Below are 12,072 nucleotides of genomic sequence, written 5' to 3'. Positions count from 1 at the left end.
TGCCACTGATAGACGGTTCACGCGAGACGAAGCCGACAGCCAAACGCTGCAACCGCGGCACCGTCGCGGAAATGGCGACGCCGGCCCAGAGGCCGGCGTCGGGTCAAGCAGGATTCAACCCATGCTGCGGATTACAGCGGACGGCCGATGCCGGCGCAGGTGCTGGGGTTGTTCAGGCCGGCAGTGCTGCTGGCCAGCACGAAGCGGTTGCGGATCGCATCGCGCCAGGCCTTGGTCAGCGGGATGAAGCCGTGGTCGGTGATCGACTTCTCATACGCGACGGTGTAGGTCGCCGGATAGTGGCGGGCCAGGAAGCCGCGCAGGCTGGTGGCGACGCTCGAATCCTTGTAGCACTGGCCGATCACCAGATTGGTGTAGCCGGCGATCGGATAGCCGGCCGACGGGTTGCCGAACACCGGCACCCAGTTGGCGGGGTTCTCTGCATCGGTGCCGGTCGGCGGAGCGACGGTGTCCAGGGTGGCCTGCACGCTCACCTGGTCCGGCGAGAAGCCCTTGACCTTGGCGACCTTGGTCGCATCGGTCAGGTTCGGAATCACGTCCGGGCCAACGTAGCCGATACGGCCTTCAGCCGCATAGACAGCGTTGTACAGCGAGGTGCCGCCGGTGGCCGGGGCGGCCACCAGGAACGCCGGCAGGTTGCCGTTGGCATCGCGCTTGTACAGGTCGGCGAAGGTCGACTTGATGGCGAACTTGCCGCCCACCAGCTTCGAGGTTTCAGCGTTCTCAGCGGCACAGGCCGCGGTCAGGAAGCGGCTGAACATTTCGCTGGTGCCGCTGCTTTCCGCGCGATACACCACCTGGATCGGGCCGCTGCGGTTGGCATCGATGGTCGACCAGTCGCTGATCGCGCCCGAGAACACGCCGCAGATCTGCGCCACGCTCAGGTTCACCGCCGAACCGGCCTTGTTGAACGGGATGGTGACCGAGGTGGCCACCGACGGCACCTGGATCAGCGCGCCGTAGCGGTTGGCATTGGTCGGCTGGTTGAAGTTGGTGGTGTAGGTGTTCAGCTCGGTGCCGCTCAGTACCGAATCGCTGCCGGCGAAGTGCACGGTGCCGGTGGTCGAGAACAGCAGCGAGTTGTTTTCCAGGAACGCCTTCTTGCCGGTGCCCGAACCGGTCACGGCGTAGCTGAAGTTCGCCGGCAGGATGCTGTCGGACGAACCCTTGTAGAGGTCGGCCGGCAACGAGGCACCGCCGCCGGTCACGGTCTGCGCCGAGGCGGCGCCCACGGTAGCGAGCAGCGCGGTGGCAACCAGCGCGGCCAGGGTCTTGCACTTGTTCATGATCTTCTCCTGAAGGGTTTACTGCGAAGGGAAACACCAAGGGAGGAACGGTCACTACACGCCTGCTGCCGCCGAGGGCCTCCCAGCCCACTCTGCGGCGACGTGTCCATGCTGGTCCGCGCCGATGACAGGCCGCTTAAGAAACCTGTGGAAGATCGGAAAAAGGTGTGGAGGATTGTGTGGAGAATCGAAGACGGCGACCGGGTAGAGTCGACTGTTCGTCGACTGGTGCACGGAGCGCTGGTCCTGTCGAAGTGTGCTTGGAAGCAGTCGACTCCACCCGTGATGCGCGTTGCGCATCACTGCACCAGCTGGTTCATTTCCATGATCGGCATCAGCACGGCCAGCACGATCGTCAGCACCACGCCGCCCATCACCAGGATCATGGTCGGTTCCAGCAGTGCGGTCAGCGCCATCGCGCGACGCTCGATCTCGCGCGAGATCGTCTGCGCGGCGCGTTCGAGCAGTGGCGCCAGCGAACCGGTCTTCTCGCCGCTGGCCACCAGATGCACCAGGATCGGCGGATAGACCTTCTGCACCTTCAACGCAGCACCCAGTGCCGCACCTTCGCGTACGCGAGCAGCCACATCATCGGCACAGCGCGCCAGCAACGCATTGCCAAGCGTCTGCCGCGCCGCTTCGAGCGCACGCAGCAGCGGCACACCGGCGTCCAGCAGGATCGCCAGCGTCGAGGCAAAGCGCGCACTGTTCACACCCAGCACGAAGCGCCCGACCATCGGCACCCGCAGCAGCATCGCGTCCCAGCGCAGGCGCAGTTCCGGCCGCCGCAACGCCAGCCGCCAGGCCACCACCAGCGCAGCCATGCCCAGCCCTGCCCACACGCCCCAGCTGCGCACAAACGCGCTGGCGGCCAGCATCACCTGGGTCAGCATCGGCAGCGTCTGCCGTGCCTGAACGAACGCGGTCACCACCTGCGGCACCACGTAGCTGAGCAGGAAGATCACGATCGCCACCGATACCAGGCTGATCGCCGCCGGGTAGATGAAGGCGGTCAGTACCTTGGCCTGCAGCGCATTGCGCTCTTCGATGTAGTCGGCCAGGCGCTCCATCACCCGTGCCAGATCGCCGGAATCCTCACCTGCACCCACCAGCGCCCGATAGATCGGCGGGAAATCGCGCGGCCGCGCTGCCAGGGCCACGGTCAGGCGCTGGCCGGCACGCACGTCGGCGCGTACTGCGGTGAGCGCCTGGGCCACGTGCGGGCGTTCGGCCTGCTCGATCACCGCACTCAAGGCGCCTTCCAACGGCAGGCTGGCGGCCAGCAGGCTGGCCAGCTGGCGCGTGGCCCAGGCCAGCTCGCTGGCAGACAGCCGCCGGGCAGCCCAGCCACTGCCGGCACTGCGCGCCACGCTGACCTGCACGGGTGTCAGCCCACGACCGCGCAGCAACTGCCGCGCACCGCGCGGGCTGTCAGCGTCCAGCTGGCCCTTCTCGATGCGGCCCTGCGCGTTGGCGGCCTGGTAGTCGAACAGCGCCATGCAAGCCTCAGTCGTCGCCGGTGACGCGCAGGATCTCTTCCAGCGTGGTCACCCCGCTGTCGACCCAACGCTGGCCGTCCTGACGCAAGGTCCGCATGCCGGCACGCCGCCCCGCCTCGCGCAGTGCAGGTTCACCCTGCCCTTCATGGATCAGCGTACGCACGCGATCGTCCACCACGAACAACTCGTGGATGCCGGTACGCCCCCGGTAGCCGCTGTTGGCACAGGCCGCGCAACCCACCGCGCGCCATACGGTACGGCCGTCCCCATCCACCTCGGCACGCCGGCATTGGGTACACAGCCGCCGCACCAGCCGCTGCGCCAGCACACCGCGCAGCGACGAGGCCAGCAGGAACGGTTCCACGCCCATATCGGCCAGGCGCGTCACTGCCGAGATCGCGTCGTTGGTATGCAGGGACGCCAGCACGCCATGGCCGGTCAGCGACGACTGCACCGCAATCTGTGCGGTCTCCAGGTCGCGGATCTCGCCGATCATGATGGTGTCCGGGTCCTGGCGCAGGATCGCGCGCAGCGCGGTGCCGAAGCTCATGCCGATGCGCGCGTTCACCTGGATCTGGCCGATGCCGGCGAAGTCGTACTCCACCGGGTCCTCCACGGTGAGGATGTTGCTGGTGCTGCTGTCGAGCTGGCCCAACGCGGCGTACAGCGAGGTGGTCTTGCCACTACCGGTCGGGCCGGTGACCAGCACGATGCCATGCGGCTGCCGGATCAATCCGGTGAACGTGGCCAGGGTGTCATCGGCCATGCCCAGGCGCTGCAGCTGCAGACGGCCGGCATCCTTTTCCAGCAGTCGCAGCACGGCGCGCTCGCCATGCCCGGTCGGCACCGTGGAGACTCGGATATCCAGCGGACGCCCACCCACGCGGATCGCGATGCGCCCATCCTGCGGAAGGCGCTTCTCGGCGATGTCCAGGTGGGCCATGATCTTGATGCGCGATACCAGCGCTGCGTGCAGTGCGCGCCGTGGCTGCACCATGTCGCGCAGCGTGCCGTCCACCCGGTAGCGCACCACCGAATGGGTCTCGAACGGCTCGATGTGCAGATCGCTGGCGCCATCGCGTGCGGCCTGCGCCAGCAGCGCGTTGATCATGCGGATCACCGGCGCATCATCCTGCGCGTCCAGCAGATCGGTGACTTCCGGCATGTCCTGCATCAGCCGGTCCAGATCGACTTCGCTCTCGGCGGCACCGACCACGGCAGCGGCGTCGCCGCCGTCACTATACTGCTCAGCCAACCGCTGCTGCCACGTCGCGGCATCCAGTGCCTGGAAGGGCAACGGTCCATGCCGGCGGCGCAGTTCGGCCACAGCCCACGCTGCGGTATCGACGGTACCCAGCAGCACAGGCTCACCGCCAACCTCGGACAGCATCACCCCATGGCTGCGCACCCAGGCGTACGGCAGTGGCGCGGCGGCGCTCACGGTCCGATCACCAGTTCCGGCGTGTAGCCCAGCCCGCGCAGTTGCTGCAGTGCCGGATCCAGCGTCGCCGGGTCGCGCGGCAGCCGCACCCGCAGGCGCTGGCCACTCTCGCCCGGCGTCGCCTCGGCATAGGCCTGCAGGCCCAGCGCCCGCACCTGCGCCACGCCCTGGCGGGCACGGGTCGAGTCCAGCCCCTGTGCGAACTGCACCAGCTGCGCATCGCCGTCACCGGCCGGATACAACGCTGCCAGGCTGGTGTTCTGCAGCGGCTGGCCCTGGCCATCGCGCGCATTGCCCTGGCCGAGTACAGAAAGGTCCTGCGGCGGCAGCTGCGGTGCCGACAGCGCCGGCAATGCCCAGCTCTGCACCGGTTGCGCGCCAGCCTGCGCGTTGCGCATGTAGTCATAGCGGTCGCGGGTCAGGCGCTGGCCGGCGGCCGGGTCACGCACCACGTGCGGACGCAGGAACACCATCAGGTTGGTCTTGGCGCGCCTGCGTGTGTCGCTGCGGAACAAGGCACCCAGCACCGGAATCTTCCCCAGCCCCGGCACCGCGTCACGGCCATGGCTGACGCTGTCTTCCAGCAGGCCACCCAGCACCATGATCTGGCCATCGTCCAGCAGCACGCTGGTATCCAGTGCGCGCTTGTTGGTGATGATGCCGGCCGTGCTGTTCGCGCTCTGCGCATCGATGCTGCTGACTTCCTGGTAGATGTCCAGCTTCACCGTGCCGCCCTCGGAAATCTGCGGGCGTACCCGCAGCTTCAGGCCCACGTCCTCGCGCACGATGGTCTGGAATGGATTGTTGCTGCCGCCGCCACCGTCGGTCACGTAGCGGCCGCTCACAAACGGCACGGTCTGCCCGACCATGATGCTGGCCGCCTCGTTGTCCAGCGTCATCAGGTTCGGCGTGGACAGGATGTTGGCACCGCCCTTGCTCTGCAGCGCGTTGGCCAGCGCCTTCATGTTGAGGATCTGGCCGACGCCGGGCAGGTTGATCGTGCCGTCGATCACCCCGATCTTCAGGCCATCCTTGGGCAGCACGTCCAGGGTGGTACGCGCGGTGGTGTTCAGCCCGCTGCCACCGCTGGTGCCGCCGAAGTGGGTGCCGCCGAAGGTGCGGCCATTGCCCAGCATCCACTGCACGCCCAGTTCGGCCGCGTCGGTCTGGTTGACCTCCACGATCAGGCTTTCCACCAGCACCTGTGCACGGCGCTGGTCAAGCTGGTCGATCACCCGTCGCAGGTTGCGGTACACCGGTTCCGGCGCCGAGATCAACAGCGTGTTGGTGGCCACGTCCGCCTGTACCGAAATGCCGTTCTGGCTGAAGCCGGTGCTCCCGGCGTCGATCGGGTCGCGGCGGTTCGGATCCAGCCGCTGCGATTCCAGCGCATTGCTGCCGGCCCTGGCCTGTTGTGGCTGCGACGGCTGCGCCGGTGCGGAACGGCTTGCATCGCCAGGCAGTGGCGTGATGCCTTCATTGCTGCCCACTGCCGGCGCATCGCTCTGCCCCGCGACCACGCCGCGCAGCACGCCGGCGAGCTGATTGGCCTGGGCATTGCGCAGGTAGACCACATGCAGGTTGCCGGACTCGTCCTGCGCGCGGTCCAGCTTCTCCACCAGCTGCCGGGCCAGACGGGTGCGCCCGGGACTGCTGGAACGCAGCAGCACGCTGTTGCTGCGGGGGTCGGCCATCACCACCACCTTCTGGCTGGGCTCTGCGCCCTGCGCATCCAGCAGCGGCGCGACCATCGCCGCGACGTCTACGGCGATGCCCTGCTGCAGCTTCACCACATCGGTGTCCATGCCGGCCGGCGTGTCGACGCTGGCGATCACCCGCGCGATGCGCTCCAGGTTGTCGGCATAGTCGGTGATCACCAGGGTGTTGTTGCCCGGGTTCGCCGTGATCGGATTGTCCGGGCTGATCATCGGCCGCAGCACCGCCACCATCGCGGCGGCGTTCTCGTAGCGCAGCGGAAAGGTGCGCGTGGCGACCTCGCCTCCTGCACCGCCACTGCCCACCCGGCCACCGAGCAGCTTGGCGTCGGCCTGCGGCACCACCCGGCTGACGCCGCCATTCTCGACCACGGCGAAGCCGCGCATGCGCAGCGCGCCCAGCAGCAGCTGATAGGCCTGGGTACGGCTGACCGGGCCATCGGAGACCACCGTCATCTTGCCGGTCACCCGTGGGTCGACCAGGAACTGGCGGCCGGTGAACCGTGCCGCCATCCGCAGCACGCCACCGATATCGGTATCCACCAGGTTCAGCTGCACCGGCTCATCGCGTGTGTCCTGCGCTGCCACCGGCGCCGGCACGTGGGCCATGCCCACGATCAGGGCCAATGCAGTACTGCAGGCAAGGCTGCGCATCGCCCTCATGGATGGGCACCCGCAGTGGCCACCATCACGATGTTTCCGGAAATCCGTGCCGCCGGCATGTTCGCGTCCCCTGTGCGTGTCAGTTGCAGCTGCTGCAGCTCGATGGCGGGGTCGGCCAGCAGCGGCAGCAGCCAGTTCCATAGCGCATCGGCGGGCACCGCCTGCACCTGCAGGTGCCAGCGCCCGTCGCGCGCTTCGATATGCAGGCCGTCGGCAAGGCCGGCGGTCTTGATTCCATCGCGCAGCCCGGCCAGTGTCGGATGCTGGCCCTGCGCCAGCTGCTGGCGCTCACGGACGCGCAGCAGCGGTGCCAGTGCGCGCCACTGCGCCTGCAGCCGCGGTAGCTCGGCCTGCCAGTGCGTGCGCTGCTTCAGCAGTGGCTCCAGCCACAACGACCACAGGCCCGCCACCAGCAGCGCCACCACCATCACCCACAGCATCCGCCGGTCGCGCGGTGGCAGGCGTTGCCAGCGCTGCTGCAGGCCGGCCAGCCCCCCGCCCAGCCGCAGGGTGCGGGCCGTCACTGTCCCGCTCCGCTCACCCGCAGGCGCCCACCGGCGTCGCGCGCCAGCAGCAGGCCCTGCACCTGCAGCGCGTGCTGCCAGTGCTCAAGCCGCTGCGGATCGTCGGCCAATGCCTGGGCATCGGCATCCAGCTCCATGTCGAGCTGGCCGGGCTGGTAATGCAGGCTGCGCACCTGCCCGGCCAGTTCCGGAACCGCCAGCAGCGTGCTGGCTACCTGCCGTTGCAACGGCGGCAACGGTGGCGCCGGTGGCGGCACCGCCAGAGCACGCCTTGCCTGCAGCACCGGATCCACCACATCGGTGATCTCCGGGAAGCGTGCGCTGAACTGCCGCGCCATGTCCTGTTGCAGCGCCTCGCCCTCGATCCGCCAACGCCAGACCTGCAGCTGCAGGCCGAGCGCGGCCAGCAGCACTGCCGCCAACGCGAGGCCGATTGCCAGGCGTGGCGCTTGCCGACCCGCACCGGGCAGCGGCAGTGACCACCCCGGCAGAGGGCCACATGCCTGCCGTTCCTTCATGACGGCGGTGGCCGGCAGGCTGTCCGGCCACGCCGGCGGTACGCTGCCGATCCATTGCACGGCCTGCACGCCGGCCTGTCGCAGGCGCACGGCCAGCGCCTGCATGACTGCACACGCATCACGTCCGCCATACCACTGGACGAACCCCCGATCGCGCCCGCTTCGCACCAGCAGGTGCTCGCCGCTGACCTGCAGCGTGGCCTGTCCGTCCTGCCAGGGCAGCAGCAGCGGCGTCGGATGGAGTGCCTGCAGCTGCAGTCCGCACGAGGCCAGCAACTGCTGCGCCTGCAGGACCGCCTGCTGGCCGAGCCAGGCCACCGGAACCGTGCCGTCAGCCGCCTGCGCACCGTGGGCCAGCGCGACGTCCTGCAGGTCGTCCAGCAACATCGCCTCCACCTCACCCTGCAACGCCAACTGCAGGCGGCGCCCGGACAACGGTGGCAGCTGCAGTTCCAGCAGGATCAGGTCGCTCGGATCGAGGCAGGCATGCACCGCAGCCCGCGGATGCCGCAGGCCCAGCGCCGCCAGCGTGGCGCAACCGTGAGCCAGCACCTCGCCCTTGTGCAGCTGCGACCAGTCCACCGCGCTGTTGGCGTGCAGACCCTCAAGCGTCGGCAGGCGTACCCGAAGCTGCGCGTTCATGCGCCGATCCTCGTCCACACGCGTTGCACACGCACGCCATCGTCGCGGTACTCGCGCCAGAGCAGCGCGCGGAAATCAACCGCGCTGCCGTCAGCCTGCACCTGGCCGACGGCCAGGAACCACTCGCTATGGATACCCAAGGGAAGTACCGCCATCTGTTCGTTGCTCAGTTGGAGTCGGTTGGCGATGTCGCCGCGATTGAGCAGCCAATGGCCAGCGTCGCGCTCACCGAGCAGCGCCTGCAGCCGTGCCGGCTCGACCGCAGGCGTCACCGCCTGCAGAACGCGCAGGTCGCTGGTGTTGGCGTTGACCAGGGTCTGCGCCGGCAACACCACGGTGCGTCGCGCCAGCGCCTGCAACGCCACCGGATCGGCACCCGGCAGCGCCTGTTCGATCAGTGATTCGCGCGGCAGCGGGGCCTGCGCCTGCATGTCGCCATCGCGCAGGCGCGCCTGGATGTGGTCCGCGGCGGATGCGCAGGCGCCCTGGCCCAGCCCTTGCCCGGCACACAACGCGATGAACGCGCGCCGCGCCTCGGGGTCCGGCCTGCCATGCGCAAGCAGATTGCGCAGGTTGAACATCGACTGCGCATCGACCAGCTGCAGCTGCACCGGCAACGGCGCCTGCAGCTCCAATGGGCGCGCCCAGCGCCCGCTGCGCACCGTGGTCAGCTGTTCCTTTGCATCCTCACGCAGCTGCTGCGCCGCACGTTCCAGCGTTGCGTCCACGGCCATGCGTACCTGTGCGCGCAGCTGGTCACCACGCAGCGCGCGCAGCTGGGCCGACTGCCGGGTGAGCAGTGCAGTGGCAATCACTGCCACCAGTGCCACCACCAGCAGGGCGACGATCACCGCCATGCCACGTTGACGGACACTCGAAACAGACCGCATCCGGGCTGACATCGGCCTGCCTCACAGCTGCCAGGAGCCGATGTCCGCGTTCCCGGCGTCGCCACCGGGCTTGCTGTCCGCACCCAGCGAGAACACATCGATGTCGCCATGTGTGCCAGGTACCTGATATTGGTACGGATGGCCCCACGGGTCGTTCGGCAGGCGATCCAGATAGGGCGTGACCGGCATCGCGCCACTGCCCTGCGGCGGCTTCACCAGCGCCTGCAGGCCCTGCTCGGCGCTGGGATAGCGACCATTGTCCAGCTTGAACAACTTCAGCGCCTGCATCAGCGCCGCGATGTCCTGGCGCGCTGCCACCACGCGCGCCTGGTCGGGACGGTCCATCAAGCGCGGCACGATCAATGCCGCGAGAATGCCGATGATCACCACCACCACCATGATCTCGATCAGGCTGAAACCCTGCTGCCGAGCCCTGCGACCACCCACTTGCCTTGCCATTGTTCCGCCCTCGTCATCCTGGAAGAGACCGCTGCGCCATGGTCAGCGGTGCATGTGTCAGTACGATAAACATCCGCCGGCAATTCGCTGCGCATGTGCCTGCGCGGGCGCCGGCGCAGCCGGTACGCGTGCCGCCTCGAGCAGGTGTGGCGGCACACTGGCCAGCGTTTCGTCGATGCAGCCGCGCAGCAGCGGAAGGGCGCACGCCTGCAACAGGCGCACGCACTGCATCGGCGACCACGCGGTGCCATGGTCGAGGCCGATGAACGTCCGGTAGGCCTGGTGATAGCGCAGATCGTCGTACACGCGCTGCGCACTGTTGAGATCACGCACGACCACCAGCAGGGCCGCACGTTGCAGCAGCCGCACATCGCCTGCGTCAAGCGGCAGCGCGTTCATGGCTGCTTCGGACCACGGCCGCAGCTGCAGATCAAGGGCGCGCCGCAGCGCCGCCAATGGATGCGCGCTGCTGTCCAGTGCCGCCCAGCGCGCCGCATCGGCCCAGGCATCACTGGACAGCACCCAGACCCACGAGTGCCCGTAGCGTTGCACATTCAAGGGCGTGTGCCGCGCCTGCTCCAGTGACCGGCTCAGGTGGCGATCCAGCTCCAGCATGCTGATCCTGCGACTGTCTGCCATCTGCGTCGCCCGTGCTCCGCGACGCGTGGTGCGTCGTACTCTGGAGAAGACGTCAGCAAGGCAGGTGAAGCGACAGCGCGAATGCCGCTCTGTGCGCTGGGTGGTGCTTCATCGGCAACGTCATCGCAGCGTCATCCGCCTGCAGGCTTCGCGCTGCAGGCGCGGTGCGTCACCCCCGCAGCGGCGGGCCAGCACCGCAACGTCGCTGCGCGCGGCGAACGCGACCAGCGCGTCTGTCATGTCCACATCATCGCACCACGACGCCATCGCAATGCGCACCGCCGGCAGCTGCCAGCCGTCCATCACCCCGCGGGTGCCCGCCACGAACCAGTGCCACAGCCGATGGTGCAGCACCTGCTCGTGCAGCTGCGCGAGATCCCTGATGCCATGCATGTCCATCAGCAGCAGCGCGCGTGCCAGCGCCGCAGGCGGCAACACACCGGTTTCAGCCAGCGGCAGCACCTGCTGCTGCAGGCGCAACAGCATCGCCAGCGGGTGCGACTGCGGATCGAAGTCCAGCAACACGGCCTGTTGCTGCCACTGTGCGTCCGATACCACGCATACCCATGGCGAGCCGTAGCGGTGCACCATCAACGGCCGTCGCTGGGTGGTTTCCAGCAACGCCGACAGATTGCGGCGCAGATCCAGCACACCGATGGTCTCGTTGCGCATCCTTGGCGTCTCCTTGCTTGCAACAGCCCTGCGCGGCGCGCACGGCCAGCGTCTTCACCTAACCAAGGACGGCAATGCCACCTGGAAAGCGACGCAGATCCAGCGACATCGTCAGTCGCAGCTGCTCCAGCGCCGCATCCGGATCATCGATGCGGAAGCGGCCGCTGACCGGGGCGCGCGCCAATGCCGATTCACCCAGCAGCACCTTGCCGCGGCGGTAGCGGTTGATCTCCTCCACCACCCCGCGCAGCGGCGCCCGGCGGAACACCAGCATGCCTTCGGTCCAGGCACTCACTTCCGAGGCCACGGCTTCGGCCACCACGCCACTGAGGCGCTCGTCGTACCGGGTCTGCTGGCCCGCCTGCAGCTGCAGGCGGCCCTGCGGGTGCTCGATCCGGGCGCTGCCCTGCAGGCAGGTCACCCGTACCTGGTCGTGGGTGTTGCGCACGTCCAGGCGCACCGCGGCTTCATCGGCAATCACGCAGCCCGCCCCTGCGAACAGGGCCAGGCGCAGGCCGGCCCGGGTCTCGATCGCGGCCTGGCCCTGCACCAGCTCGAAGCCTTCGCCCTCCGTGTCCGCACGGCGGCGCAGGCTGCTCTGCGTATCCAGCTCGATCTTCAGCTGTGGCGAAGGTGCGATCTGCAGCCGTTCACCGGTACCGGTGTGGAAGTCGGCCGTCATCGCCGTCACCGAGGGCCACAGCCCCAGCGGCGGACGGATCGCCGCCACCACTGCCAGGCTGGCCGGGGCGGCAATCGCGGCACCCAGGAAGGCACGCCGGCTCCAGCGCTGGGTCGGCGTCGGCACGACCGGTTGGCGTGCAGCGGCAGGCAGCTGCTCGCCGGCCAGGCGTACCTGCTCCCATTGCCGGCGCGCACGGCCGAATGCTTCGCGATGACGGGGATCAGCCTCGCACCACGCGCGGAAGCTGCGCCCGTCGGCCGCAGTAGCCTCGCCCGAGGTCAGGCGCACCACCCACGCGTGCGCCTGGCGCTCGACGGCATCCAGCGGGCGTTGCGGGTGATCGTCAGGATCCATGGGGGCTCATGCCGGACCCGCACGCTGCGGGGTTCTGCTCGGCGTCAAAGTGTAGACGGATGCC

11 protein-coding genes are annotated in these 12,072 nt (G+C 68.6%); all 11 read right to left on the bottom strand.

Going from position 1 to position 12,072, the window contains the following annotated elements:
• Positions 1-131 precede the first annotated feature (131 nt).
• Positions 132-1,307 (bottom strand): substrate-binding domain-containing protein, encoded by a 1,176-nt coding sequence (locus AC5QAB_RS06470; RefSeq protein ID WP_049404349.1) that lies wholly within the window; start codon positions 1,305-1,307, stop codon positions 132-134.
• 299 nt (positions 1,308-1,606) lie between these two features.
• Positions 1,607-2,806: a type II secretion system inner membrane protein GspF gene (gene gspF, locus AC5QAB_RS06465; protein WP_197561326.1), complete on the bottom strand. Its 1,200-nt coding sequence runs from the start codon at positions 2,804-2,806 to the stop codon at positions 1,607-1,609.
• A 7-nt stretch (positions 2,807-2,813) separates the two neighbouring features.
• Positions 2,814-4,247, bottom strand: coding sequence for a type II secretion system ATPase GspE (gene gspE, locus AC5QAB_RS06460; RefSeq protein WP_197561327.1), 1,434 nt, complete (start codon positions 4,245-4,247; stop codon positions 2,814-2,816).
• Positions 4,244-6,625, bottom strand: coding sequence for a type II secretion system secretin GspD (gspD, locus tag AC5QAB_RS06455; RefSeq protein WP_197561328.1), 2,382 nt, complete (start codon positions 6,623-6,625; stop codon positions 4,244-4,246). The genes gspE and gspD overlap by 4 nt, the downstream gene beginning before the upstream one ends.
• Positions 6,622-7,149, bottom strand: coding sequence for a type II secretion system protein M (locus AC5QAB_RS06450; RefSeq protein WP_032961733.1), 528 nt, complete (start codon positions 7,147-7,149; stop codon positions 6,622-6,624). The genes gspD and AC5QAB_RS06450 overlap by 4 nt, the downstream gene beginning before the upstream one ends.
• Positions 7,146-8,309, bottom strand: coding sequence for a type II secretion system protein GspL (gspL, locus tag AC5QAB_RS06445; RefSeq protein ID WP_495233228.1), 1,164 nt, complete (start codon positions 8,307-8,309; stop codon positions 7,146-7,148). The genes AC5QAB_RS06450 and gspL overlap by 4 nt, the downstream gene beginning before the upstream one ends.
• Positions 8,306-9,211 (bottom strand): type II secretion system minor pseudopilin GspK, encoded by a 906-nt coding sequence (gene gspK, locus AC5QAB_RS06440; RefSeq protein WP_495233227.1) that lies wholly within the window; start codon positions 9,209-9,211, stop codon positions 8,306-8,308. Before gspK ends, gspL begins: the two co-directional genes overlap by 4 nt.
• Positions 9,212-9,220: 9 nt before the next feature.
• Positions 9,221-9,658 carry a type II secretion system major pseudopilin GspG gene (gene gspG, locus AC5QAB_RS06435; protein WP_014647371.1) on the bottom strand — a complete coding sequence of 146 codons (438 nt, stop codon included), beginning with the start codon at positions 9,656-9,658 and terminating at the stop codon, positions 9,221-9,223.
• A gap of 57 nt (positions 9,659-9,715) precedes the next feature.
• Positions 9,716-10,273: a hypothetical protein gene (locus AC5QAB_RS06430; protein WP_495233226.1), complete on the bottom strand. Its 558-nt coding sequence runs from the start codon at positions 10,271-10,273 to the stop codon at positions 9,716-9,718.
• A 144-nt stretch (positions 10,274-10,417) separates the two neighbouring features.
• Entirely contained in the window at positions 10,418-10,969 is a 552-nt protein-coding gene (locus AC5QAB_RS06425) for a hypothetical protein (RefSeq protein ID WP_049439478.1), read from the bottom strand.
• A gap of 58 nt (positions 10,970-11,027) precedes the next feature.
• Complete coding sequence (locus AC5QAB_RS06420) at positions 11,028-12,008, bottom strand: FecR family protein (RefSeq protein WP_495233225.1); 981 nt, start codon at positions 12,006-12,008, stop codon at positions 11,028-11,030.
• Positions 12,009-12,072: the final 64 nt, after the last annotated feature.

The organism is Stenotrophomonas sp. YJH_SMC_127 (assembly GCF_059372445.1).
Note: the sequence above shows the minus strand (reverse complement) of the source record. Positions and strands in the feature narration are given on the sequence as shown.

Bases quoted from the DNA above. Each gene is read 5' to 3' on its own strand.
- gspL (WP_495233228.1), bottom strand. From the start codon at position 8,309: ATGAACGCGCAGCTTCGGGTACGCCTGCCGACGCTTGAGGGTCTGCAC.
- gspG (WP_014647371.1), bottom strand. From the start codon at position 9,658: ATGGCAAGGCAAGTGGGTGGTCGCAGGGCTCGGCAGCAGGGTTTCAGC.
- AC5QAB_RS06420 (WP_495233225.1), bottom strand. From the start codon at position 12,008: ATGGATCCTGACGATCACCCGCAACGCCCGCTGGATGCCGTCGAGCGC.
- AC5QAB_RS06470 (WP_049404349.1), bottom strand. From the start codon at position 1,307: ATGAACAAGTGCAAGACCCTGGCCGCGCTGGTTGCCACCGCGCTGCTC.
- gspF (WP_197561326.1), bottom strand. From the start codon at position 2,806: ATGGCGCTGTTCGACTACCAGGCCGCCAACGCGCAGGGCCGCATCGAG.
- AC5QAB_RS06425 (WP_049439478.1), bottom strand. From the start codon at position 10,969: ATGCGCAACGAGACCATCGGTGTGCTGGATCTGCGCCGCAATCTGTCG.
- AC5QAB_RS06430 (WP_495233226.1), bottom strand. From the start codon at position 10,273: ATGCTGGAGCTGGATCGCCACCTGAGCCGGTCACTGGAGCAGGCGCGG.
- gspK (WP_495233227.1), bottom strand. From the start codon at position 9,211: ATGTCAGCCCGGATGCGGTCTGTTTCGAGTGTCCGTCAACGTGGCATG.
- gspD (WP_197561328.1), bottom strand. From the start codon at position 6,625: ATGAGGGCGATGCGCAGCCTTGCCTGCAGTACTGCATTGGCCCTGATC.